The organism is Streptomyces sp. NPDC017676 (assembly GCF_044329325.1).
GTDB lineage: Bacteria > Actinomycetota > Actinomycetes > Streptomycetales > Streptomycetaceae > Streptomyces.
Genome location: NZ_JBIRJA010000002.1, coordinates 314,296 through 338,221, shown reverse-complemented (window position 1 = coordinate 338,221; position 23,926 = coordinate 314,296). Strand labels below are relative to the sequence as shown.

The window sequence follows — 23,926 nt, the reverse complement described above, 5'->3', positions numbered from 1 at the left end:
CGATGCACGGCACCAGACCCCGCTCCCTGATCCGGCCTGATCCGAACGAAAGACCCTAGGCGCGACCACCAGGGGGCCTGACCGGGTCGTCAGTCGGCCGCGGGTTCCTCGGGCCTGGTCGCGCGCACGCGGCGGAGCCGCATGTCGACACAGCCCCCGCCCCTGCGGGGCGCCTTACGCCAGGCCCGCCACCAGGTCCGCGACGCTCTTGCGGCGGCCCGTGAAGAACGGGACCTCCTCGCGGACGTGCATGCGGGCCTCGGAGGCGCGCAGGTGGCGCATGAGGTCGACGATGCGGTAGAGCTCGTCGGCCTCGAAGGCCAGGAGCCACTCGTAGTCGCCGAGGGAGAACGAGGCGACCGTGTTGGCGCGCACGTCCGGGTAGCCACGGGCCATCTTGCCGTGGTCGGCGAGCATCCGGCGCCGGTCCTCGTCGGGCAGCAGGTACCAGTCGTAGGAGCGGACGAACGGGTAGACGCTGACGTAGTTGCGGGGCGTCTCGTCGGCGAGGAACGCCGGGATGTGCGAGCGGTTGAACTCGGCGGGGCGGTGCAGCGCCATGTTCGACCACACCGGCTCCAGCGCACGGCCCAGCCGGGTGCGGCGGAAGAGGTTGTACGCCTCCTGGAGCTGGTCGCTGGTCTCGGCGTGCCACCAGATCATGAGGTCGGCGTCAGCGCGCAGGCCGGAGACGTCGTAGGTGCCGCGGATCGTCACGTCCTTGGCGGCGAGCTGGTCGAACAGCTCCTGGACCTCGTCGGCGTATCCCGCGCGGTCCTCCGGGAGCACGTCCTTCAGCTTGAAGACGGACCAGAGGGTGTAGCGGATGACCTCGTTGAGGTCCTTGGCCAGCTTGCCCTTGTTCGGGATCCTGCCGGACTCGGTGGTGGGGGCGTCGTCACTCATGGTCCCTATTCTCCCGCTCCGCCGTGCAGGCTCTGCACCGGGTTCGCCGTGAGCTCCCGGACCCCGGTGAGGTCGCCGCCGAGCTGGTCCACCGCCGCGTACGCGCTCGCGATGCAGGCCGGGATGCCGACGCCGTCGTACTGCGCGCCGCACACCGCGAGCCCCGGGAGCTTGGCGATGTGCTCCCGGACGCGGGCCACGCGCGCGTGGTGCCCGACCGGGTACTGGGGCAGGCCGTCGGTCCAGCGGGTGACCCGGGTCCGGAGCGGTGCCGCGTCCAGGCCGGTGGCCTCCCGCAGGTCGTGCCGGGAGACCTCCACCAGGTCGGCGTCGTCCCGGCCGAGGACCTCCGTCTCGCCGTGGCGGCCCACGGACGTGCGCAGGACGACCACGTCCGGGTCCTCCTCGGCGATCCAGCCCCACTTGCGGGAGGCGAAGGTGGAGGCCTTGATGGTGCGGCCGTCGACGGGCGGCACCAGGAAGCCGCTGCCCTCGGGCAGGTCCAGGTCGGCGCGCCGGTAGGCGAGGGTGATCAGGGCCATCGAGGCGTACTCGACGGCGGCCAGCTCGGCGGCGGCCCCGGGCGACTCGGCGCGCAGCAGGGCGGCGGCGGCCGGGGCGGGTACGGCGACGATCACGGCGTCGGCGTGCAGCACGCGCTCCCCGGCGGTGATCCGCCAGCCGCCGGCCGCCTCCCGGCGCAGTTCACGCGCGGGCGTACCGGTCAGGATCTCACCGCCTCGCGCGCGCACCGAGTCGGCGACCGCCAGCGGCAGCCGCCCGACCCCGCCGGCGATGCCCATGAAGACCGGCCCGGTCTGCTGCTGGGTGGCTGCCTTCGCCTGGATCTCCCGGACGCCCTCCGTGAGGGAGGCGTGGGTGCGGGCGGCCTGGAAGAGCTGCGGGACGGCGGAGCGCATCGAGATGCGGTAGGCGTCGCCCGCGTACACCCCGCCGAGCAGGGGTTCGACGAGCCGGTCGACGACCTCGCGGCCGAGCCGGGCCGCCACGTACTCCCCCACGGCGACGTCGTCGCCGATCTCGGTGCGGGGCAGGTCGGCGTCGCGCTCGATGCGGGCCAGGCCCTCGTCCGAGAGGACGCCGGCCAGGGCGGCGGCGGTGCCGGGCACGCCCATCACATGGCCCTTGGGCATGGGCCGCAGGGCGCCCCGGGTCCAGATCGAGGCGGTGGCGGTGGCGGGTGGCTGGAGCAGCTCGCCCAGTCCGGCCTCGCGCGCGAGGGCCACCGCTTCGGGACGGCGGGCGAGCATGGACTCGGCGCCCAGGTCGACCCGCACACCGGCGATCTCGCCGGGCAGCAGCTTGCCGCCGACCCGGTCGCCGGCCTCCAGCACGGTCACCCGCGCTCCGCGCCCCAGCAGCCGGTGCGCGGCGGCCAGTCCGGCGATGCCGGCCCCGATGACGACGACGTGCCCCGGGCTGCCGCCCGGCGCGCTGCTACCCGTTGCGCTCATGCCCCCACTCTCTCAGACCCCGCTGACGCTCCCGCCGGGAGGCGGTGTCCGGGACGAGTCCGGACCGTGACCGCATCGGAACCGGCGCAGTCAAACGTTCCCGCACGGTCCGCCGTCGAAGAACCGTCACAGCCCACAGCCCTCGGGGGGTACCGCCCATGCGCACACCACACACCGCACGTCGCCGCCGGGCCCTGGCCGGGGTCCTGCTCGCCGCCTGCCTCGCGCTCGCCGGGTGCGGCGGCGCCGACGACATGGGCGGCTCCTCGAAGGCCGCGTCGGACAGCAAGGCCGGGGCGGCCGGTGCCCCCGGCGGCACGGCGGAGAGCGGCAAGGCCGGCAGCGGCACGGCCGCGCGCGGGACGCCGAAGCTCATCCCGGACGCGATCATCCGCACCGCGTCCCTCACCGTCGAGGTCAAGGACGTGCCGAGGGCCCTGGAGGCGGCCCGGGCGACCGCCGAGGACGCGGGCGGCTACGTCGGCAACGAGACGACGAGCCGGGACACCGACGGGCACGAGCGGACCCGGGTCGTGCTGCGCGTGCCCACCGGGAAGTACGACGAGGTCCTCACCGGCCTCCAGGGGACGGGTCGGGTGGTCGACCGCACGGCCAAGGCGGTCGACGTCACCGACCAGGTCGTGGACGTGGACAGCCGGGTGAAGTCGCAGCGGGCCAGCGTGGCCAGGATCCGCGCGCTGATGGAGAAGGCGACCAAGCTGAGCGACGTCGTCGCCCTGGAGGGGGAGCTGAGCGGCCGCCAGGCCGATCTGGAGGCGCTGCTGGCCCGGCAGGCGTCCCTGAAGGACCGGACGAGCCTGGCCACCATCACCCTGTCGCTGTCCGAGACCCCGGTACGGCAGGCGGACGACTCGCCGGGCTTCACGGACGCGCTGGCGGGCGGCTGGCACGTGTTCGTCGACGTGCTGCGCTGGATCGCGCTGGGGCTCGGTGCGGTCCTGCCGTTCGTGGCCCTCGCCGCGCTGCTGGTGCTGCTGTGGCTGCGGGTCGTACGGCCCCGGCTGCCGCGCCGCGCGGAGCCCGAGCCCGCGGCGACCGCGCTCGGCCCGCTGCCGTCCGCCCGCCCGGCACCGGACTCCGCCGAGGCGGCCGGGCGGGGTGACGGGGACTGAGCGGGACGGAGTGAGGGAGGGCGGCCGGGGCGGAAGGATCCGGGCCCCGTAGCGTGTTCCCATGAGCATGAGCGGTGGGCGGGGCAGCGGCGGCAGGGAACGGCTGGTCGTGATCGGCGGCGACGCCGCGGGCATGTCCGCGGCGTCGCAGGCGCGACGGCTGAAGGACCCCGAGGAGCTGGAGATCGTGGCCTTCGAGCGGGGCCACTTCACCTCGTTCTCGGCGTGCGGCATCCCGTACTGGGTGGGCGGCGAGGTCCCCGAGCGGGACCAGCTCATCGCCCGGACGCCCGAGGAGCACCGGGCGCGCGGGATCGAACTGCGGCTGCGCACGGAGGTCACGGAGATCGACGTGCCGGGACAGCGGGTACGCGCGCGTGACGTCGATTCCGGCGCGGAGTCCTGGACGCCGTACGACCGGCTCGTCATCGCCACCGGGGCCCGCCCGGTCCGTCCGGACCTGCCCGGCGTGGACGCCCCCGGTGTGCACGGCGTGCAGACCCTGGACGACGGGCAGGCCCTGCTGGACACGCTGGCCGGCACGCGTGGCCGCAGGGCGGTCGTCGTCGGGGCCGGCTACATCGGTGTCGAGATGGCCGAGGCGCTGATCAACCGGGGCTTCGAGGTGACGGTCGTCAACCGCGGCAAGGAGCCCATGTCGACGCTCGACCCGGACATGGGCCGGATGGTGCACCGGGCCATGCAGGGCCTCGGCATCGCCATGGTGAACAACGCGGAGGTCACCAAGATCCTCACCGGGGACGACGGCCGGGTGCGCGCGGTGGCCACCGAGCACGCCGAGTACCCGGCGGACCTGGTGGTCCTGGGCATCGGCGTCCGCCCGGAGACCTCCCTCGCCCGCGCGGCCGGCCTCCCGCTCGGCGCCCACGGCGGACTGCTCACCGACCTCGCGATGCGGGTGCGCGGGCACGAGAACATCTGGGCGGGCGGCGACTGCGTGGAGGTGCTGAACCTGGTCTCCGGGCAGGAGCAGTACGTCCCGCTCGGCACCCACGCCAACAAGCACGGCCAGGTCATCGGCACCAACGCCGGCGGCGGCTACGCCACGTTCCCCGGTGTCGTCGGCACGGCGGTGAGCAAGGTCTGCGACCTGGAGATCGCCCGCACCGGACTGCGGGAGAAGGACGCCCGCCGGGTGGGTCTGCGCTTCGAGACGGTCACCATCGAGTCCACCAGCCGCGCCGGCTACTACCCCGGGGCCGCCCCCATGACGGTCAAGATGCTCGCCGAGGTCCGCACGGGCCGGTTGCTGGGCGTGCAGATCGTCGGCAGGGAGGGGGCGGCGAAGCGGGTCGACATCGCGGCGGTGGCGCTGACCGCGCAGATGACGGTGGAACAGATGACGGCCCTGGACCTGGGCTACGCCCCGCCGTTCTCACCGGTGTGGGACCCGATCCTGGTGGCGGCGAGGAAGGCCGCCTCGAAGGTACGGGCGAGCTGACCGGCGAAAGGGGCGCGGAGAACCGTGCGGGCGGCCACGACGGCGCCCACCCCGCGGCGCGCCTACGCCGTGCCGGTGATCCGCGGCAGGGCCGAGACCGCCGCCGGCTGCTCCCCGGAGGGCTTCGCGTGGGACGCCGGCGGCCGGGTGGATCGCAGCCGGTAGCTCACCGCCTCGTCCAGCGTCACGGGCCGCTGCATCTGCGTGGCCAGCCGGCCCGCCTCCTGACCGAGCCGCGCGACGTCCTCCCAGGGGAGCCGTACGACCAGAGAGATCTCCGCCTCACCGTCGGGCAGAGCGTGCATCGCCGAAACCTGCGGAGCGTTCGTCATCGCCTGTTCCTCACGTCGGTTGAGAAGGGATACGCACACGCGCCCGGCGGCGTTCACCGATTCGTACGCGCGATCGCGGGCACTACTCCTGTGTGGTCATCCCCGTCCATGACGTGAATCCGGTGCGCCGCACCCCCTGGGTGACGTACGCCCTCATCGCCGCCAACGTGCTGGTGTTCATCACCACGCCCGGCACAGCCGGTTCCGTGGCCGGCAGCAGCGAGCTCGCGCAGCTGTGCCATCTACAGGCCTTCATGGACCACTACGCGGCGGTCCCCCGGGAACTGATCCACCATCAAATGCCCAGGGTCGTCCCGACCGGGGCCGTCGGCGTGGGCCCGGGCGGCCCGGGCTGCGTCGTCGGGCCGCCCGGCTACGACAAGTCCCCGCCGCTGTCGGTCTTCACGGCGATGTTCCTGCACGGCGGCTGGCTGCACCTGCTGGGCAACATGCTCTTCCTGCTGATCTTCGGCAACAACGTCGAGGACCGGATGGGCCACATCCGCTACTTCCTCTTCTACGTCGTCTGCGGCTACGCGGCCGGCTACGGCTTCGCGCTGCTCAACGACACCTCCTCGGACCCCCTGATCGGCGCGTCCGGCGCGATCGCCGGCGTCCTCGGCGCCTATCTGGTCCTCTACCCGCGGGCCAGGGTGTGGGTCCTGGTGCCGTTCCTCGTCTTCCTGCCGCTGAGACTGCCCGCCTGGCTGGTGCTGGGCTTCTGGTTCGGGCTCCAGGCGGTGTACTCGTCCGGACACGGGGTGTCCGGCGCCGGCACGGTGGCGTACGCGGCGCACGTGGTCGGCTTCGTGGCGGGCATGCTGCTGGCCTGGCCGCTCAAGCCCGGCACGCCGCCCCCGCCGGAGCCGCCCGGCCTGCTGTTCGGCAGGCGCGCGCGGCCCCACTACTCGTGGTGAGCCGGCCGGCGGTTCAGCGCGCGGTGGCGGTGTGGACGTACTCCACGAGCCGGGTCAGCGCGTCCGGGTCGGTGTTCGGCATGACGCCGTGGCCGAGGTTGAAGACATGGCCCTCCAGGCCGGCGGCGGCGTCGAGCACCTCGCGGGCCTTGGCGGCGACGGTGTCCTTGTCGGTGAACAGCACGGTCGGGTCCAGGTTGCCCTGGAGCGCCTTGCCGGGGCCGACGCGGCGGGCGGCCTCGTCCAGCGGGACGCGCCAGTCGACGCCGACGACGTCCGCGCCGGCCTCGCCCATGAGCTGCAGCAGCTCGCCGGTGCCGACGCCGAAGTGGATGCGCGGGACGCCGTATCCGGCGACCGCGTCGAAGACCTTCGCGGAGGCCGGCATGACCGACTTCCGGTAGTCGGCGGGGGCGAGGGCGCCGGCCCAGGAGTCGAAGAGCTGGACGGCGCTCGCGCCGGCCTCGACCTGGACCTTCAGGAAGGCGGAGGTGATGTCGGCGAGCCGGTCCAGCAGGTCGGCCCACAGCTCGGGGTCGCCGTACATCATCGCCTTGGCGTTCTCGTACGTGCGCGAGGGACCGCCCTCGACCAGGTAGCTCGCGAGGGTGAAAGGCGCGCCCGCGAATCCGATCAGCGGGGTGGCGCCCAGCTCGCGGGTGAGCAGGCCGATGGCCTCGGTCACGTAGGGGACGTCCTCGGGGGTGAGGTCGCGCAGCCGGGCCAGGTCGGCGCGGGTGCGGACCGGCTGCTCGACGACCGGGCCGACGCCGGGCTTGATGTCCAGGTCGAGACCGATGGCCTTCAGCGGGACGACGATGTCGCTGAAGAAGATCGCCGCGTCCACGTCGTGCCGGCGCACCGGCTGGAGCGTGATCTCGGTGACCAGCTCGGGCCGCATGCAGGACTCCAGCATGGGAACGCCCTCGCGCACCTTGCGGTACTCCGGCAGGGACCGGCCCGCCTGGCGCATGAACCACACCGGGGTGTGCGGCACGGGCTCGCGCCTGCACGCCTTGAGGAAGGCACTGTCGTACGTCGCTGTCGGCTGCGGGGTGTCATTGGCGGTCACGAGGCAAGTTTCGCATGCCGCCGGACAGGCCGGTGTCCCGCCGGCCGGGCGCAGCCGCGTAGGTCGCAGGGGGTGTCTTGCCCTGCACGACGCCCCGGTTCCCCTTACTCTTCCCCGCATGGCTGCGGCTCACGGACGAATGTCGGACAGCGCTGACGGAACGGACGACGTGAAGGACACCGAGGAGGCGGACGGGCACCCCGGTGCCTCGGGTCCGCCGGCTTTCCGCACCGCGGTCGAGGCCCTGCGCGGCAGCCGGCTGCGGCCGCAGGTCGAGGTGGAGCCGACGCCCGCCCCGCAGCGGCTCGCCCCCTACGCGTACGCGGTGGAGGCGGTGGTGGTCGACGGTGAGCAGGAGCTGGCCGACGGGCGGCTGGTGCTGCTGCACGACCCGGCCGGGCACGACGCCTGGCGGGGCACGTTCCGGCTGGTGACGCTGGTGCGCGCGGAGCTGGAGCCGGAGATGGCGGCCGATCCGCTGTTGCCGGAGGTGTGCTGGTCGTGGCTGACCGGGGCGCTGGCGGCGCGCGGGCTGGGCTACGGCGAGCCGAGCGGCACGATCACGCGGGCCAGTTCGCACTACTTCGGCGGGCTGGCGGAGCGGCCGGCCGCCTCGCAGATCGAGATCCGGGCGTCCTGGACGCCCCGTGAGGGCCTGGGCGGGGTGCCGGACACGGCCGCCCACCTGGCCTCCTGGTGCGATCTGCTGGCACAGGTCGCGGGTCTGCCGCCGGCCGGGCCGGGGGACGCGTCGGTGGTGACCCTGCCGCAGCGCAGGGGTCCGCAGTCCCGGTGACCGGTCGTCGCCAGACCCTTCATTGACCGTCTCTTTGTCGATACGGCCATTTTCCGTACTCGAATCGCACCCGCTCGAACCGACTTGATCTTCGGATGATCGATCGCGTGTCCGAATTGCACAGATTGTTACTCACTAGATCGTGATCATTCTCTAAAGGCGGACGAGTTTGCTGCCGAAGACGACTGTGACCTTGAAAGCACGGTTCGTCCCGGCTTCATCCCCACAAGCCGGCCCCGTCCCCCCACCCAGGAGGCCTGGTGTCCGTTCTCCTTGAGCAACCCGCAAGCCTGGTCGCCTACCGCCCGAACAAGCCGACCGCCATGGTGGTCGTGGCCGACCCGCGCGTCCGCTCCACCGTCACCCGCCATCTGTGGGCGCTCGGCGTGCGCGATGTCATCGAGGCCTCGTCCATCGCGGAGGCTCGTCCCCGCATCGGCAACCCGCGCGACATCTGCGTCGCCGACGTCCACCTCCCCGACGGCTCCGGCCTCACCCTGCTGTCCGAGACCCGCGCCGCGGGCTGGCCCAACGGACTCGCCCTCTCCGCCGCCGACGACATCGGCGCCGTTCGCAACGCGCTGGCCGGCGGCGTCAAGGGCTACGTCGTCACCGGCACCCGCACCAACATCGGGCTCCCCGCCCGGCCCGGCGCCGCTCCCCTCGGCGCCGCCGCCCGTATGCACCGCCGCCCCCCGGGTGCCCCCAGCCACCCGGGCGGCTACCGGGAGCTGTCCGGACGCGAGGTCGAGGTGCTGCGACTGGTCGCGGAGGGCCAGTCGAACAAGGCGATCGGCGTCTCCATGGGCCTGTCCGCCCTGACCGTGAAGAGCCACCTCGCCCGCATCGCCCGCAAGCTGGGCACGGGCGACCGGGCCGGCATGGTGGCCGTGGCCCTGCGCACCGGGATCATCCACTGAGCCCACCGGACGCCCCCCTTCGGCGGATCCGGCCTTCACTCGTGTGAACCAGCCCTTGCCCCGAGCTGACTGGTTTACGCCCCTCTCGCGCCCGTCGACGGAACGTTCCGTCGACGGGCGCGGTCCACACACGGATACCCTTGACAGGTGACCGACGCCCAAGACACCGCAGCAGACAGTTCCCTGCGCACCACCGGGGGCACCCCTCCGGACGACGCAGGTTCTTCTGTGATGGGGGCGCCGACTCCTTTGCTCGAACCCCGCGAGGGCATTCCGCCCGTGATCGCCGACGAGGCGGCCCTCGACCGGGTGATCGCCGCCTTCGCCGCCGGCACCGGCCCGGTCGCCGTGGACGCCGAGCGCGCCTCCGGCTACCGCTACGGGCAGCGCGCCTACCTGGTGCAGCTGCGCCGCGAGGGCGCCGGGACCGCGCTGATCGACCCCGTCGCCTGCCCCGACCTGTCCGGCCTCGGCGAGGCCCTGTCCGGCGTCGAGTGGGTGCTGCACGCGGCCACCCAGGACCTGCCGTGCCTGCGCGAGATAGGCATGGTCCCGAGCCGCCTGTTCGACACCGAGCTGGCCGGCCGGCTCGCGGGCTTCCCCCGGGTCGGTCTCGGCGCCATGGTGGAGGGCGTCCTCGGCTTCGTCCTGGAGAAGGGCCACTCCGCCGTCGACTGGTCGACCCGCCCGCTGCCCGAGCCCTGGCTGCGGTACGCGGCGCTCGACGTCGAACTGCTCGTCGACCTTCGGGACGCCCTGGAGAAGGAGCTGGACCGGCAGGGCAAGCTGGAGTGGGCCCTCCAGGAGTTCGACGCGATCGCGTCGGCGCCGCCGGCCGAGCCGCGCAAGGACCCCTGGCGGCGCACGTCCGGGATGCACAAGGTGCGCCGGCGCCGGCAGCTCGCGGTCGTGCGCGAGCTGTGGCAGACGCGGGACCGGATCGCGCAGCGACGGGACGTGTCGCCGGGGAAGGTGCTGAGCGACACGGCCATCGTGGAGGCGGCGCTGGCCCTGCCGGGCAACGTGCACGTCCTCGCCGGGCTGAACGGGTTCGGGCACCGGATGGGCCGGCGGCAGCTTGAGCAGTGGCAGGCCGCGGTGGACCGGGCCAAGGCCCTTCCCGACAGCGCGCTGCCGCAGCCCGGCCAGCCGGTGACGGGGCCTCCGCCGCCGCGTGCCTGGGCGGACAAGGACCCGGCCGCCGCGGCCCGGCTGTCCGCCGCCCGGGCGGGGGTGACCGCGCTGGCCGAGCGGCTCACCATGCCTCAGGAGAACGTGATCTCCCCGGACACGGTGCGGCGGCTCTGCTGGGAGCCGCCGGCGTCCGTCGACGAGGAGTCGGTGGGTGCCGCGCTGGCCGGGTACGGCGCGCGGCCCTGGCAGATCGAACTGGTCACGCCGGTGCTGGTCGACGCGCTCTCGGCGAAGGCCTGAGCCGCCGGGAGCGACGTCGAGATCGCGCCAAGATCCTGGGAAGGCACGGGGAGGAAGGCGAGCGATCGGCGTCCAGGGGTGCGAGGCGGCCGACGCCGGACGCCAGGAGGATCCACAGCGGCGTCCCGCCGACCGTCGTTGAGGGGCCGCGGGACCGTCGTGGCTGGTCGCGTGGTTCCCCGCGCCCCGTGCGGGGCGCTCGACGGGCCGGCGTGGAGGATGTGACCTTCGCCGCTCCGTCCTTCCGGGGTGTGCAGCTACGTTACTCATAAGTAGCATGGTCCTGAGCGCGCGCTCAGCGCAACGCAGCAGTGCCATCCCGCACAGGAGGAGAGCCATCGTGCCTCGTACCGTCAGGGACGTCGTCTTCGTCGACGGCGTCCGTACCCCGTTCGGCAAGGCGGGCCCGAAGGGCATCTACCACGAGACCCGCGCCGACGACCTCGTCGTGAAGGCGATCCGGGAGCTGCTGCGCCGCAACCCCGGCCTGGACCCGAAGAAGATCGACGAGGTCGCCATCGCGGCGACCACCCAGATCGGTGACCAGGGTCTGACCCTGGGCCGTACCGCCGGCATCCTCGCCGGTCTGCCGCAGTCCGTGCCGGGTTACTCCATCGACCGCATGTGCGCCGGCGCGCTGACCGCCGTGACGACCACCGCCGGTTCGATCGCCTTCGGCGCCTACGACGCCGTCATCGCCGGTGGTGTCGAGCACATGGGCCGCCACCCCATGGGCGAGGGCGTCGACCCGAACCCGCGGTTCGTGAGCGAGAAGCTGGTGGACGAGTCGGCCCTGTTCATGGGCATGACCGCGGAGAACCTGCACGACCGCTACCCGCAGATCACCAAGCTGCGCGCCGACGAGTACGCGGTGCGCTCGCAGGAGAAGGCCGCCAAGGCGTACGCCAACGGCAAGATCCAGCAGGACCTGGTGCCGATCTCGGTGCGCCGGACCAGCCCGGAGGCCGGTGAGACCGGCTGGGGCCTGGTCACCGCCGACGAGCCGATGCGCCCGGGGACCACCCTGGAGAACCTGGCGAACCTCAAGACGCCGTTCCGTGTGCACGGCCGGGTCACCGCGGGCAACGCGGCCGGTCTGAACGACGGCGCCACCGCGTCGATCATCGCGAGCGAGGACTTCGCCCGCGAGAACGGCCTGCCGGTCAAGATGCGCCTGGTGTCGTACGCCTTCGCGGGCGTCGAGCCCGAGGTCATGGGCTACGGCCCGATCCCGGCCACGGAGAAGGCCCTCGCCAAGGCGGGCCTCTCCATCTCCGACATCGGCCTGTTCGAGATCAACGAGGCCTTCGCCGTGCAGGTGCTGGCCTTCCTCGACCACTACGGCATCGCGGACGACGACGAGCGCGTCAACCAGTACGGCGGCGCCATCGCCTTCGGCCACCCGCTGGCCTCCTCCGGCGTCCGCCTGATGACGCAGCTGGCCCGCCAGTTCGAGGAGCAGCCGCACGTCCGCTACGGCCTGACCACCATGTGCGTCGGCTTCGGCATGGGCGCGACGGTCATCTGGGAGAACCCGCACTTCGAGGGGGACAAGTGAGCACCACCGCCGAGCTTCTGAAGCAGGCCTCGGACCTGTTCCCCGACGAGGTCGTCACCAGCGCGCACGTACGCCACTTCGACCTCCCCTTCGGCGCGGGCCGCTTCGCGCTGATCACGCTGGACAACGGCCTGGACCACACCAAGCCGACCACCTTCGGCCCCGCCTCGCTCGCGAACCTCAACACCGCGATCGACCAGGTGGAGAAGGAGGCCGCGGACGGCGGCATCGTCGGTGTCGGCATCACCGGCAAGCCGTTCATCTTCGCGGTCGGCGCCGACCTCAAGGGCGTCGAGCTGCTGAAGGAGCACGAGCACGCGCTCGCCATCGGCAAGGGCGGCCACGAGGTCTTCAAGCGCCTCGCGGGCCTGGCCGTGCCGACCTTCGCCTACTACAACGGTGCCGCCATGGGCGGTGGCGTCGAGGTCGGCCTGCACTGCACCTACCGCACCGTCTCCAAGGCGATCCCGGCGTTCTCGCTGCCCGAGGTCTTCCTCGGCCTGGTGCCCGGCTGGGGCGGCTGCACCCTGCTGCCGAACCTGATCGGCGCCGAGAAGGCCGTCTCGGTCGTCATCGAGAACTCGCTCAACCAGAACAAGCAGCTCAAGGGCCAGCAGGTCTACGACCTCGGGATCGCGGACGCGATCTTCGAGGGCGCCGACTTCCTGGAGCAGTCGCTGATCTGGACCGCGCAGGTTCTCAAGGGCGACGTCAAGGTGGAGCGCCCGGTGATCGACCGCGGCGAGGCCTGGGACCAGGCCGTCGCCAAGGGCCGGTTCATCGCGGACTCCAAGGTGCACGGCGCGGCCCCGGCCGCCTACCGCGCCCTCGACATCATCGCCGCCGCGAAGAACGAGGACCTCCAGCAGGGCTTCGACGCCGAGGACCAGGCCCTCGCCGACCTGATCATGGGCGGTGAACTGCGCGCCGGCATCTACGCGTTCAACCTGGTGCAGAAGCGCGGCAAGCGTCCCGCCGGCGCCCCGGACAAGAACCTGGCGCGCCCGGTCACCAAGGTGGGCGTGGTCGGCGCGGGCCTCATGGCCTCGCAGCTCGCGCTCCTCTTCCTGCGCCGCCTGGAGGTGCCGGTCGTGCTGACCGACATCGACCAGGAGCGGGTCGACAAGGGTGTGGGCTACGTCCACGCCGAGATCGACAAGCTGCTCGGCAAGGGCCGGATCAACCAGGACAAGGCCAACCGCCTCAAGGCGCTGGTGACCGGTGTCCTGGACAAGGCCGAGGGCTTCTCCGACGCGGACTTCCTCATCGAGGCCGTGTTCGAGGAGATCGGTGTCAAGCAGCAGGTGTTCGCGGAGGTCGAGGCGGTCGCCCCGGCGCACGCGATCCTCGCCACCAACACCTCGTCCCTGTCGGTGACGGAGATGGCGTCGAAGCTCAAGCACCCCGAGCGGGTCGTGGGCTTCCACTTCTTCAACCCGGTGGCCGTCCTGCCGCTGCTGGAGATCGTCCGCGGCGAGCAGACCGACGACGCGTCCCTCGCGACCGCGTTCGCCGTCGCCAAGAAGCTGAAGAAGACCGCGGTGCTGGTCAAGGACGCCCCGGCGTTCGTCGTGAACCGCATCCTGACCCGCTTCATGGGCGAGATCCAGAACGTCATCGACGAGGGCACCCCGGTCGAGGTCGCCGAGAAGGCCGTCGAGCCGCTCGGTCTGCCGATGTCCCCGCTGGTGCTGCTGGAACTGGTCGGCCCCGCCATCGGTCTGCACGTCTCCGAGACGCTGCACGGCGCGTTCCCGGACCGCTTCACGGTCTCCCCGAACCTCAAGGCGGTCGTGGAGGCGGGCAAGCGCGGCTTCTACGTGTACGACAGCGGCAAGCCGGAGCTGGACCCGGAGGTCGCCGCGCTGCTGAAGCAGGGCGATGTCGTGCTGACCGAGGAGCAGGTGCGGGCGCGGGTGCTGGACGCGGTGGCGCAGGAGATCGGGCTCATGCTCGACGAGGGCGTCGTCGCGGAGGCCCAGGACATCGACCTGTGCCTGATCACGGGCGCCGGCTGGCCCTTCCACCTGGGCGGCATCACGCCGTACCTGGACCGTGAGGGTGTCAGCGAGCGCGTCAACGGCAAGCGGTTCCTGGCTCCGGGCGTGGCGAGCGTCCCGGCGTGACGCCCCACCGGTGAACGCCGGGTGCCCGCACTCCTGCCGGGGTGCGGGCACCCGGCGTTTGCGGGCGCCGGCCGGGGCTCAGGCCCCGACGGGGCGGCCGTCCTCGACGTGGACGACGTGCAGGTCCCTGCCGTCCCGGTCGCGGCGGGAACGCCCGAGCATGCCCACGGCCAGGTGCGAGGGGTCCTCGGAGTCCTCCAGGGCGACGAAGGTGACGACGTCCGGATGGTGGCCCGTCACCAGCCAGCCCTCGCCGTTCTTCAGTTCCAGCACCCGGAAGTCGCCCGCCGGACCGCCCACGCTCGCCGGGCCGTACGCGCGCAGGATCTCGGTGGCCCGGTCGGCGAGCCCTCCCCCGGGCTCCTCCAGCACCACGCACGTGCCGTGCTCGAACAGCACCCACGGCTTTCCGGATCCGGCGAGGAGACGCCGCCAGGCGTCGATGAGTGTCTCGGTGTCCACGACGGCCATCATGGCGCACTCAGACCTCCTGCCACGCCTCCAGGGCCAGTCCGGGCTCGTCCTTGCGCCGGGTCAGCAGGAGCCGTCCGGTCGACGGGGACAACGTTGCCGCGACCACCCGGCCCTCCTCGTCCGCCGCCAGCGACACCAGCGCGTCCAGCGGGAGTTCGGGGCCCGACTCGGTCCACCAGGCGCCCGCCGACTCCAGCTCGGTCGGATACGCGGCGAAGGCGACGCGGCGGCTCTCGGTCCGCTGGACCAGCAGCGTGCAGTCGTGGCCGTCCAGGTCGCAGCGGACCGCCGAGACCGGGCCGGGGCCGGCCGCGGGCAGCACGGTGACCGGCTCGCCGCCCGGACGCCAGGCGCACAGGTCGCCCGAGGTCCCGGTGTAGAAGACGGTCGTACGCTCCGGGGAGGTGGCCAGGGCGCGCAGGGTGCCCGGGCGGACCGGTGCCCGCAGCGCCTCCTGGAGCACGGGCTGGGCGCCCGGCTCCTCCTGACGCCAGTACAGCAGGCCCTGCGGGACGGCCGCGTACAGCTCGATGCGGCCGGACTCCCCCGTGACCGCCGCGAGTCCGTCCTGGACCTCCTTGCCCTTCAGGTCCCGCCAGGGGTCCCAGCCGCCCTTCTCCTTCTGGGCGAGCATGCTGACCCCGCCGCCCTTGTTGCGGACGAAGACGTGGGCGCGGCCCTGGGCGTCCACCGCGACGGCGGGCGTGCCGGTGCGGTCGCCCTTCTTGTCCGGGTGGCCGACCGGGTGCCAGTCCAGGGCCGCCAGGTGCGGGCGGAAGTGCGTGGAGTGCACCAGCCCGGACTCGCCCTTGACGGTGGGCCGCCAGGAGACCAGGTGGGCATAGCCGTCGGCGCCCTGGCCGACCGCCAGGACGGTGTGCAGTTTCTGTTCGCCGCCCACCTTGCGCGGGGCGGACCAGGGACCGCGGGGGCCGCGCTCCGCCCGGCACAGGACGGCGTCGCCCGACAGCTGGTAGACACTGAGGCGGCCGTCTCGGCCGCGGAGGAGCCAGTCGCCGTTCACCGGTTCACTTTAAGCCGCTCGGTACCGGCCCCGGGGCCCGGCCCCCGGCCACGGTCATGGGACCCTGGGGCCCATGACCGACCCCCTCGACCCCGTTTCCCCCGCCCCCTCCCCCCTGCTCGTCGTGGTGGACGGCGCGAACGTCGTCGGGTCGCGGCCCGACGGCTGGTGGCGGGACCGCAAGGGGGCGGCCGAGCGGCTGCGGGACCGGCTGGCGGGCGGGGGCCTGCCCGGGCACCCGGGGCCCGTGGAGATCGTGCTCGTGGTCGAGGGCGCGGCCCGGGGCGTGGCATCCGTACCGGGTGTCCGGGTGGAGTCGGCGCCGGGCAGCGGGGACGACCTGATCGTGGAACTGACCGCCGAGCACGCCGGCCGGCCCCGCCTGGTGGTGACCGCCGACCGCGAACTGCGCCGCCGCGTGAAGGCCCTGGGCGCGGAGGTGGCGGGCCCCCGGACGATCCTGGACTGAGCGGCGCCACCCGTTCCTGGGGCCGAAGGAGGTCCCCTCCCCGCCACCCGTTCCCGGGGCCGGGGAGGTCCCCCCGCCGGCACCTGGCCACCGCCGGCCGACGGCACCGGGCCCCGGAGCCGGGAGGGCCCGTCGCGGCCCTTCCGGCGGCCGCCCCCGGCGTTCGGGAGGCCACCACCAGCCCGCCCGTCGCGCCCGACGCACCTGCGCCGAGCCGCGCCCCGCCGTCCCGGGCTCGGCACACGGTACGACGCAGTACGCCCGCCGACGCCCGCGTCGGCGTTCCGTCGGCACAGCAGCCCCGCCGTCAGCCTTCCGGCACCCGGGCGTACAGGACCGCGCCGTCCACCCTGGCCACCTCCGTGTAACGCGCCGTCAGCAGGCGGCGGAGGGTGGGGAGGCGGGCGGGGGCGTACGGCTTGCCGCGGGAGTCGTCGACGACCAGGGCGGGGGCGTGCGCGGTCATCTCGCGCCGGAAGACCGGCCAGGCACCGGCGACGGCGTACTTCTCGCCGACCTGGGGGCCGTCCCGGCCGCCGCTGTAGTTGGTGAGCAGGCCCGCGGTGAGGTAGCGGGTGGCGGGGGTGCGGCCGGCCAGCCAGTACGTCTCCGGGTGTATCCCCCAGACGAGGACCCGGTCGGCGGGTGCGGTGCGGTGTGTGAGGGCCGCCGCCAGCCGTTCGGCGTGCGCGAGTTCGGGGCGGGGGGCGAGCAGGCCCCAGCCGACGAAGAGGGCGCAGCAGCAGGCCGAGGTGAGCACGGCGGCCGGGTGCCCGTCCCGGGGCAGGACGTGCAGCGCGGCGGTGGCCAGCAGGGCGAGCGGCGGGGTGAGTTGCAGGTAGTAGTGGCCGAAGAAGTGGCAGCCGAGGGCCACCGCGACCGCCGAGGAGGCCAGCCACAGCCACAGCCACACCTCGGCCGCTCCGGCGCGGGCGCCCCGCAGCGCCCGTACGACCGGCGGGAGCAGCCCCGCCGACGCCACCGCCAGGATCGCGGTGTTGGTCAGCGCGCGGCCCAGGACGTGGAGTTCGGAGCCGGTGACGGAGGCGTAGGCGGCGGAGCCCGTCACCGTCCAGAACAGGAAGCCGGCCGGGTCCGTCGCCAGGGCCGCGCCCAGCACGGGCGCGGCGCAGCCCGCCGCGAGCCGTGGCAGGCCGCCGCGGCTGCCGCCCCGCTGGTGCAGCAGCCAGACCACCGGCAGCAGCACCGCGCCGCCGGTCTGCTTGGTGAGGAACGCGGCGGCGACGGCGACCCCGGCGGCGCCCCAGCGCCCCCGGTCGGCGCACCACAGGGCGGCGGCCGTCCAGGGCAGTATGAACACCTCGAAGGTGGCGGCCTGCGCGTCCTCGGGGTTGAGCCCGACGGAGACCAGCAGGTACAGCACCCCGGCGGTGCGCCCGGCGCGCTCGCCCCAGCGGCGGCGGGCCAGGGAGGCCAGCAGGGCGGCGGTGAGCAGCTGGGCGAGGACGGCGAGCACCCGCAGCGGGGTCAGGGAGCCGGAGCCGCAGAGGGCGAACGCGGCCTGGTAGAGCCAGGGCAGCAGCGGCGGCTTGCGGTCCACGACGGTGTCGTACAGCTCCCCGCCCTGGGCGAGCAGCCTCGCCTGTACGGCGAGGAAGCCCTCGTCCGGGTTCCACAGCGGCCGGCGGAAGGAGGGGATCCGGGTGACGCAGGCCAGGGTCGCCAGGAGGGGCAGCAGCCGCGCCCAGTACGCCGTCCGGGTGACCGTGGTCCGTGCGGGGGCGAGCGGGGCGGCGAGCATGGTCCGCACGCTATCCGGCCCCGCCGTCCCAGCCGAAGCGGGACATACGGGGCCGGGGCGCGAGTGTGCGGGTTACTCGGTCGCCTTCGGCGGGCGCGCGGCCTCGGCGGCCGCGCTCTCCTCGCGCCGGGCGAGGCGGCTGTGCGAGCGGCCGTAGAGGAAGTAGACGAAGAAGCCGATGACCATCCAGATGGCGAACCGGAGCCAGGTCTCGGCGGGCAGGTTGAGCATCAGCCACAGCGAGGCGCACACGGAGAGGATCGGGACGACCGGGACCCACGGGGTGCGGAAGGCGCGGTGCAGGTCCGGGCGGGACTTGCGCAGGATGATGACGCTGAGGGCGACGACGACGAACGCGAACAGCGTGCCGATGTTCACCAGTTCGGCGAGTTCGCTGAGGCTGGTGAAGCCCGCCACGATCGCGATGACGCCGCCGAGCAGGATGGTGGAGCGGTACGGGGTGCGGAACCGCGGGTGGGTGTGGGAGAAGAAGCGGGGCAGCAGCCCGTCGCGGCTCATGGCGAAGAAGACCCGGGACTGGCCGAGCAGCAGGATCATGCACACCGTGGTCAGGCCGACGGCGGCGCCGAAGCTGATCAGGCCCGCGTACCAGGGGTGCCCGGTGGCCTTGAACGCGTCGGCGAGGGGCGCCTTGATGGACAGCGCGCTGTACTTCTGCATGCCGGTGACGACGATCGACACGGCGACGTACAGGGCGGTGCAGATGATCAGGGAGCCGAGGATGCCGCGCGGGACGTCGCGCTGCGGGTTGCGGGTCTCCTCGGCGGCGGTGGCGACGACGTCGAAGCCGATGAACGCGAAGAAGACCACGGAGGCGGCGGTGAAGATGCCCATGACGCCGAAGTCCGAGGGGGCCCAGCCGAACATCAGCTGGATCAGGGGTGCCTTGAGGTTCCCGCCCGCCTCGGCGGGCTGTGCCTTCGGGATGAACGGGTCGTAGTTGCCGCTCTTCACGAAGAAGGCACCCGCGATGATCACGACGAGGACGACGGCCACCTTGATCGCGACGACCACGGAGGTGACCCGCGCGGACAGCTTCATCCCGATGACGAGGATGGCGGTGAGCAGCAGGACGAGGGCCGCGGCGAGGATGTCGAAGCCGAAGCCGGTGGCACCGTCCCGGCCGGAGAGGGCCTGGGGCAGGTGCCAGCCCGCGTTGTCGAGCAGCGAGGATATGTAGCCGGACCATCCGACCGCGACCACGGCCGTGCCGAGGGCCAGTTCCAGGACGAGGTCCCAGCCGATGATCCAGGCGGGGAGTTCGCCGAGCGAGGCGTAGGAGAAGGTGTAGGCGGAGCCCGCCACGGGGACGGTGGAGGCGAACTCGGCGTAGCAGAGGGCGGCGAGCGCGCAGACGACACCGGCCACGACGAAGGACAGCGACACGGCGGGGCCGGCGGTGTTCTTCGCCGCCGTGCCGGTGAGGACGAAGATGCCGGTGCCGATGATGACACCGACGCCGAACACGGTCAGGTCAAGGGCGGTCAACGACTTCTTGAGCGAGTGTTCGGGTTCCTCGGTGTCCAGGATGGACTGCTCGACGTTCTTCGTCCGGAACAGCGCGTTGCTCACGTACCTACCTCCCACGCTTGTGAGACCTCGATATGGCTCAACATGATCGAGAGGGCCTGGGTGCGTATTCCCCGGCACAGGCAGGTTCACGCAAACGGGCCGGTTCCGCCACCGGGAGAAGCGGCGGAACCGGCCCGTGGAGGCGTTTTCTAGTCGCGCGCGGGCTCCACCGAGTCCACGGCACCCGCCGTACGGTCGAACCGCCCGTCCAGCTTGGAGACGAGCCCGGTGACCTGGCGGGCGATGTCGGGCGCGGTCAGCCCGATCTCGGCCATGACCTCGGCGCGGGAGGCGTGGTCCAGGAACCGCGGCGGGATGCCGAAGTCGCGCAGCGGCACGTCCACGCCCGCGTCCCTGAGGGCCTGGGCGACGGCGGAGCCGACACCGCCGACGCGGCTGTTGTCCTCGACGGTGACGACGACCCGGTGCCGTTCGGCCAGCGGGGCCATGGCCTCGTCGACGGGCTTGACCCAGCGGGGGTCGACCACGGTGGTGGAGATGCCCTGCTTGTTCAGCAGCTCCGCGATCTCCAGGCACATCGGGGCGAGCGCTCCGACGGAGACCAGCAGCACGTCCGGCCGGTCGGTGCCCGGCTCCCGGAGCACGTCCATGCCGCCGATCCGGCCCACGGCGGGTACGGCGGGGCCGACGGCGCCCTTGGAGAAGCGCACCACGGTCGGCGCGTCCTCGACGGCGACGGCCTCGCGCAGCTGGGCCCGCACCTGGTCGGCGTCGCGCGGCGCGGCGAGCCGCAGCCCCGGCACCACCTGGAGGATCGACATGTCCCACATGCCGTTGTGCGAGGCGCCGTCGGTGCCGGTGACGCCGGCCCGGTCGAGCACGAAGGTGACACCGCACTTGTGCAGGGCCACGTCCATGAGGACCTGGTCGAAGGCGCGGTTGAGGAAGGTGGCGTACACGGCGAAGACCGGGTGCAGCCCGGCGTACGCGAGGCCGGCGGCGGAGACGGCGCCGTGCTGCTCGGCGATCCCGACGTCGTACACCCGCTCGGGGAACCGCTTGGCGAACTTGTCGAGACCCACGGGCTGGAGCATGGCCGCCGTGATGGCGACGACGTCCTCGCGCTCCTCGCCGAGCTTGACCATCTCCTCGCCGAAGACCGAGGTCCAGTCGGCGCCGGAGGAGGCGATCGGCAGCCCGGTGTCGGGGTGGATCTTGCCGACGGCGTGGAACCGGTCGGCCTCGTCCTGGAGGGCGGGCTGGTAGCCGCGGCCCTTCTCGGTCAGGCAGTGCACGATGACCGGCCCGCCGAACCGCTTGGCCCGGGCCAGCGCCGACTCCAGCGCCTCGATGTCGTGGCCGTCGATCGGGCCGACGTACTTCAGGCCGAGGTCCTCGAACATGCCCTGGGGGGCGATGAAGTCCTTCAGCCCCTTCTTGGCGCCGTGCAGGGTCTCGTACAACGGTTTGCCGACGACCGGGGTGCGGTCGAGGATGTCCTTCGTCCGCGCCAGGAAGCGTTCGTAGCCGTCGGTGGTGCGCAGGGTCGCCAGGTGGTTGGCGAGGCCGCCGATGGTGGGGGCGTAGGAGCGCTCGTTGTCGTTGACGACGATGACCAGCGGCCGGTCCTTGGCCTCGGCGATGTTGTTGAGCGCCTCCCAGGCCATACCGCCTGTCAGGGCCCCGTCACCGATGACGGCGACGACATGGCTGTCCCGCCGGCGCAGCTGGTTGGCCTTGGCGATGCCGTCGGCCCAGCCGAGCACGGTGGAGGCGTGGCTGTTCTCGATGACGTCGTGCTCGGACTCGGCCTGCGAGGGGTAGCCCGACAGGCCGCCCTTCATCTTCAGCCGGGAGAAGTCCTGACGGCCGGTGAGCAGCTTGTGGACGTAGGACTGGTGGCCGGTGTCCCACAGCACCTTGTCCTTCGGGGACTCGAACACCCGGTGCAGGGCGATGGTCAGCTCCACCACACCGAGGTTGGGGCCCAGGTGCCCGCCGGTCTTGGAGACCTCCTGGACGAGGAAGGTCCGGATCTCCTCCGCCAGCTGGTCCAGCTCCTCCAGGCTGAGCCGGTCCAGATCGCGCGGTCCCCTGATGCGGGTCAGCAGCGGCACCCGTGCCTCCTTGCAGTAGAGCTGATCGAGCTGTTGCCGGGCTTGGACGAGTCTAGTGTTCCGTCCGTACGCCCGATGGCCGGGCGGGGGGGTCATGACTCACGCGAACGGCTGTACCCGCGCGACCGGCCCGGACACGCCCTTGCCCGGCACCGTGGACGGTGCCGGGCAAGGGCGTGGTGCGTCGGGCGCGCTCAGGCGCGGCCGGCCGACTTCTGGGTCTTGCGGGTGATCGAGTCGATGACGACCGTGGCGAGCAGCACACCACCGGTGATCATGTACTGGATCGGGGTGGCGATGCCCTGGAGGGCGAGGCCGTACTGGATCGACGTGATCACGAGGACACCGAGCAGCGCGTTCCAGGTGCGGCCCCGGCCACCGAAGAGGCTGGTGCCGCCGATGACGGCCGCGGCGATGACGTTCATCAGCAGGTCGCCGGAGCCGGCGCTCTGGTTGGCGGCAGCGATCTTGGAGGCCCAGAACAGACCGCCGACCGAGGCGAAGAAGCCCGCGATGGCGAAGACCGAAACGCGCACCAGGGTGACGTTGATACCGGCGCGGCGGGACGCCTCCACGCTGCCGCCGAGCGCGAAGACCTTGCGGCCGTAGGCGGTGCGGCGCAGCACGAAGTCGCTGCCGACCAGGACGATCGCGAAGAGCAGCACCGCGAGCGGCAGGCCCTTGTACTGGTTGAACATGACCGCGACGGCGAACGCGGCGACCGCGAGCAGCGCGGTGCGCAGGATGATGTCGCTGAGCGGACGGGAGGGGATGCCCGCGAGCGCACGGCGGCGGTTGCCGAGGAAGGCCGACAGGAAGTATCCGGCGACCGCGACGAAGGCCAGGAGGTAGGCGGCGGCCACGTCCGAGAAGTAGTACGTGGTGAGCTTGCCGACCACGCCGTCGCCGTCGAGGTTGATCGTGCCGTTCGAGCCCAGGATCTGGAGCATGAAGCCGTTCCAGAACAGCAGACCGGCCAGGGTCACCGCGAAGGCGGGCGCGCCGATCCGGGCGAAGAAGAAGCCGTGCAGGGCACCGATGACCGCGCCGGCGGCGAGGGCGGCGAGGACGGCGAGCCACTCGTTGACGCCGTGCGTGACGCTCATCACGGCGGTGATAGCCGAGGAGACACCGGAGACGGAGCCGACCGAGAGGTCGATCTCGCCGAGCAGCAGCACGAAGATGATGCCGACCGACATCATGCCGGTGGCCACCATGGCGACGAAGATGTTGTTGAGGTTCTCCGCGCCGAGGAAGGCGGAGTTCAGGCTCTGGAAGATCGCGCAGATGACGATGAGGCCGACCACGACCGGCAGGGCGCCGAGGTCGCCGGCGCGCATCTTGCGCTTGAACTCGGTGACGTAGCCCGCGAAGCCCTGTTCGCGCACGAGCAGGCGTGGGTCGACGGCGGGGGCGGCGTCGGCCGCGACGGCGGGCGCGTCGACGGGCTCGGCCTGGGTCTTGTCGATGCTCACTTCTGAGCCTCCGCGGTGGTGCGCGCCGCACGACGGGTCACGGCGTTGTCCGTGGCGCCGGTGATGGCGGAGATGATCTCTTCCTGCGAGGTGGTCTTGACCTCGAACACGCCGTTGTTGCGACCGAGCCGCAGGACGGCGACCTTGTCGGCGACGGCCTTCACGTCGGCCATGTTGTGGCTGATGAGGATGACCGCGAGTCCGCGCTCGCGCAGCCGCTCGACGAGGTCGAGGACCTGGGCGGTCTGCTCGACGCCGAGGGCGGCGGTCGGCTCGTCCAGGATGACCAGCTTGGGCTCGCCGAGCATGGAGCGGGCGATGGCCACGACCTGGCGCTGACCGCCGGAGAGCGAGGCGATCGGGATGCGGACGCTGGGGATGCGGATGGAGAGCGTCTGGAGGAGCTCGCGCGAGCGGCGCTCCATCTCGACCTCGTCCAGGACACCGCGCCGCTTGATCTCACGGCCGAGGAACAGGTTGCCGACGACGTCGATGTTGTCGCACAGGGCGAGGTCCTGGTAGACCGTCGCGATGCCCAGGTTCTGGGCGTCGTGGGGCCGGCTGACCGTGACGGGGTTGCCCTCCCACTCGATGACACCGTCATCGATGGGGTGCACACCCGCGATCGTCTTGACAAGGGTGGACTTGCCGGCGCCGTTGTCGCCGACGAGGGCAACCACCTCTCCGGCGTGGACCTCAAGCTCTACGTCGGTGAGCGCCTGAACGGCACCGAATCGCTTGGAGACCCCGCGCAACGCCAGCACGGGCGTAGCGGACACGTGAACCATCTCCTTCGCCGCCCGAGCCTGACCCCGGCGGGAGGTTGAACATGAAGAGTGAGGGGCGTTCCGTCCGGCGCCCCGCCGTTGTGCTGCGGGGCTGTCGGCGGCGGGGCGCCGGACGTGCCGGCACGGGGCGCG

20 protein-coding genes are annotated in these 23,926 nt (G+C 72.5%); 9 read left to right on the top strand and 11 right to left on the bottom strand.

The genetic code is table 11. The features are described from left to right. Positions 1 to 174: 174 nt before the first annotated feature. A complete protein-coding gene (hemQ, locus tag ACH4LD_RS05710; protein ID WP_398054383.1) occupies positions 175 to 906 on the bottom strand; it encodes a hydrogen peroxide-dependent heme synthase in 732 nt (243 codons plus the stop codon). Between the two features lie 5 nt (positions 907 to 911). After that, a complete protein-coding gene (gene hemG, locus ACH4LD_RS05705) occupies positions 912 to 2,381 on the bottom strand; it encodes a protoporphyrinogen oxidase (RefSeq protein ID WP_398054384.1) in 1,470 nt (489 codons plus the stop codon). Between the two features lie 158 nt (positions 2,382 to 2,539). On the opposite strand from hemG, the gene ACH4LD_RS05700 reads away from it, so the two are divergent. Both ACH4LD_RS05700 and ACH4LD_RS05695 read left to right on the top strand, forming a co-directional pair. Next, positions 2,540 to 3,514, top strand: coding sequence for a DUF4349 domain-containing protein (locus ACH4LD_RS05700; protein WP_398054385.1), 975 nt, complete (start codon positions 2,540 to 2,542; stop codon positions 3,512 to 3,514). 61 nt (positions 3,515 to 3,575) lie between these two features. After that, positions 3,576 to 4,976, top strand: coding sequence for an FAD-dependent oxidoreductase (locus ACH4LD_RS05695; RefSeq protein WP_398054386.1), 1,401 nt, complete (start codon positions 3,576 to 3,578; stop codon positions 4,974 to 4,976). Positions 4,977 to 5,038: 62 nt separating this feature from the next. Here the strand turns inward: ACH4LD_RS05695 and ACH4LD_RS05690 are convergent, their stop codons facing one another. After that, positions 5,039 to 5,281, bottom strand: a complete 243-nt coding sequence (locus ACH4LD_RS05690; RefSeq protein WP_175252444.1) for a hypothetical protein — start codon at positions 5,279 to 5,281, stop codon at positions 5,039 to 5,041. 119 nt (positions 5,282 to 5,400) lie between these two features. Here ACH4LD_RS05690 and ACH4LD_RS05685 point away from each other — a divergent pair, with 119 nt between their 5' ends. Next, on the top strand, positions 5,401 to 6,225 hold the full coding sequence (locus ACH4LD_RS05685) for a rhomboid family intramembrane serine protease (RefSeq protein WP_398054387.1): 825 nt from the start codon (positions 5,401 to 5,403) through the stop codon (positions 6,223 to 6,225). Between the two features lie 13 nt (positions 6,226 to 6,238). Here ACH4LD_RS05685 and hemE read toward each other — a convergent pair whose 3' ends face one another. Further along, positions 6,239 to 7,297: a uroporphyrinogen decarboxylase gene (gene hemE / locus ACH4LD_RS05680; RefSeq protein WP_398054388.1), complete on the bottom strand. Its 1,059-nt coding sequence runs from the start codon at positions 7,295 to 7,297 to the stop codon at positions 6,239 to 6,241. A gap of 118 nt (positions 7,298 to 7,415) precedes the next feature. Here hemE and ACH4LD_RS05675 point away from each other — a divergent pair, with 118 nt between their 5' ends. The 5 genes from ACH4LD_RS05675 (at position 7,416) to ACH4LD_RS05655 (ending at position 14,131) form a co-directional block, all read left to right on the top strand. Next, entirely contained in the window at positions 7,416 to 8,093 is a 678-nt protein-coding gene (locus ACH4LD_RS05675) for a DUF3000 domain-containing protein (protein WP_103814324.1), read from the top strand. A 260-nt stretch (positions 8,094 to 8,353) separates the two neighbouring features. Next, the gene (locus ACH4LD_RS05670; protein WP_014675646.1) at positions 8,354 to 9,013 is read left to right on the top strand and encodes a response regulator transcription factor; all 660 of its coding nucleotides are present in this window, start codon (positions 8,354 to 8,356) and stop codon (positions 9,011 to 9,013) included. Between the two features lie 147 nt (positions 9,014 to 9,160). Then, the gene (locus ACH4LD_RS05665) at positions 9,161 to 10,447 is read left to right on the top strand and encodes a ribonuclease D (RefSeq protein ID WP_207928203.1); all 1,287 of its coding nucleotides are present in this window, start codon (positions 9,161 to 9,163) and stop codon (positions 10,445 to 10,447) included. 340 nt (positions 10,448 to 10,787) lie between these two features. Continuing rightward, entirely contained in the window at positions 10,788 to 12,005 is a 1,218-nt protein-coding gene (locus ACH4LD_RS05660) for a thiolase family protein (RefSeq protein WP_398054389.1), read from the top strand. Next, positions 12,002 to 14,131 carry a 3-hydroxyacyl-CoA dehydrogenase NAD-binding domain-containing protein gene (locus ACH4LD_RS05655; protein ID WP_398054390.1) on the top strand — a complete coding sequence of 710 codons (2,130 nt, stop codon included), beginning with the start codon at positions 12,002 to 12,004 and terminating at the stop codon, positions 14,129 to 14,131. The genes ACH4LD_RS05660 and ACH4LD_RS05655 overlap by 4 nt, the downstream gene beginning before the upstream one ends. 78 nt (positions 14,132 to 14,209) lie before the next feature. On the opposite strand, the gene ACH4LD_RS05650 is transcribed toward ACH4LD_RS05655, so the two are convergent. Next, complete coding sequence (locus ACH4LD_RS05650; protein WP_398054568.1) at positions 14,210 to 14,602, bottom strand: hypothetical protein; 393 nt, start codon at positions 14,600 to 14,602, stop codon at positions 14,210 to 14,212. A 10-nt stretch (positions 14,603 to 14,612) separates the two neighbouring features. Beyond that, entirely contained in the window at positions 14,613 to 15,629 is a 1,017-nt protein-coding gene (locus tag ACH4LD_RS05645; RefSeq protein WP_132783209.1) for a hypothetical protein, read from the bottom strand. Between the two features lie 73 nt (positions 15,630 to 15,702). On the opposite strand from ACH4LD_RS05645, the gene ACH4LD_RS05640 reads away from it, so the two are divergent. Next, entirely contained in the window at positions 15,703 to 16,098 is a 396-nt protein-coding gene (locus ACH4LD_RS05640) for an NTP pyrophosphohydrolase (RefSeq protein WP_398054391.1), read from the top strand. A gap of 307 nt (positions 16,099 to 16,405) precedes the next feature. On the opposite strand, the gene ACH4LD_RS05635 is transcribed toward ACH4LD_RS05640, so the two are convergent. From ACH4LD_RS05635 to ACH4LD_RS05615, 5 genes are all read right to left on the bottom strand, one after another. Next, positions 16,406 to 17,860: a glycosyltransferase family 39 protein gene (locus ACH4LD_RS05635; RefSeq protein ID WP_398054392.1), complete on the bottom strand. Its 1,455-nt coding sequence runs from the start codon at positions 17,858 to 17,860 to the stop codon at positions 16,406 to 16,408. A 72-nt stretch (positions 17,861 to 17,932) separates the two neighbouring features. Further along, positions 17,933 to 19,453 (bottom strand): amino acid permease, encoded by a 1,521-nt coding sequence (locus ACH4LD_RS05630; protein ID WP_398054393.1) that lies wholly within the window; start codon positions 19,451 to 19,453, stop codon positions 17,933 to 17,935. 149 nt (positions 19,454 to 19,602) lie between these two features. Continuing rightward, positions 19,603 to 21,531: a 1-deoxy-D-xylulose-5-phosphate synthase gene (gene dxs / locus ACH4LD_RS05625; protein WP_132783213.1), complete on the bottom strand. Its 1,929-nt coding sequence runs from the start codon at positions 21,529 to 21,531 to the stop codon at positions 19,603 to 19,605. Positions 21,532 to 21,725: 194 nt separating this feature from the next. After that, positions 21,726 to 23,006, bottom strand: coding sequence for a sugar ABC transporter permease (locus tag ACH4LD_RS05620; protein WP_398054394.1), 1,281 nt, complete (start codon positions 23,004 to 23,006; stop codon positions 21,726 to 21,728). After that, entirely contained in the window at positions 23,003 to 23,794 is a 792-nt protein-coding gene (locus ACH4LD_RS05615; RefSeq protein WP_398054395.1) for an ATP-binding cassette domain-containing protein, read from the bottom strand. Before ACH4LD_RS05615 ends, ACH4LD_RS05620 begins: the two co-directional genes overlap by 4 nt. Positions 23,795 to 23,926: the final 132 nt, after the last annotated feature.

Coding starts and splice junctions, on each gene's coding strand:
- hemQ (WP_398054383.1), bottom strand. CDS start 906: ATGAGTGACGACGCCCCCACCACCGAGTCCGGCAGGATCCCGAACAAG.
- hemG (WP_398054384.1), bottom strand. CDS start 2,381: ATGAGCGCAACGGGTAGCAGCGCGCCGGGCGGCAGCCCGGGGCACGTC.
- ACH4LD_RS05700 (WP_398054385.1), top strand. CDS start 2,540: ATGCGCACACCACACACCGCACGTCGCCGCCGGGCCCTGGCCGGGGTC.
- ACH4LD_RS05695 (WP_398054386.1), top strand. CDS start 3,576: ATGAGCATGAGCGGTGGGCGGGGCAGCGGCGGCAGGGAACGGCTGGTC.
- ACH4LD_RS05690 (WP_175252444.1), bottom strand. CDS start 5,281: ATGCACGCTCTGCCCGACGGTGAGGCGGAGATCTCTCTGGTCGTACGG.
- ACH4LD_RS05675 (WP_103814324.1), top strand. CDS start 7,416: ATGGCTGCGGCTCACGGACGAATGTCGGACAGCGCTGACGGAACGGAC.
- ACH4LD_RS05650 (WP_398054568.1), bottom strand. CDS start 14,602: ATGGCCGTCGTGGACACCGAGACACTCATCGACGCCTGGCGGCGTCTC.
- ACH4LD_RS05640 (WP_398054391.1), top strand. CDS start 15,703: ATGACCGACCCCCTCGACCCCGTTTCCCCCGCCCCCTCCCCCCTGCTC.
- ACH4LD_RS05635 (WP_398054392.1), bottom strand. CDS start 17,860: ATGCTCGCCGCCCCGCTCGCCCCCGCACGGACCACGGTCACCCGGACG.
- ACH4LD_RS05615 (WP_398054395.1), bottom strand. CDS start 23,794: ATGGTTCACGTGTCCGCTACGCCCGTGCTGGCGTTGCGCGGGGTCTCC.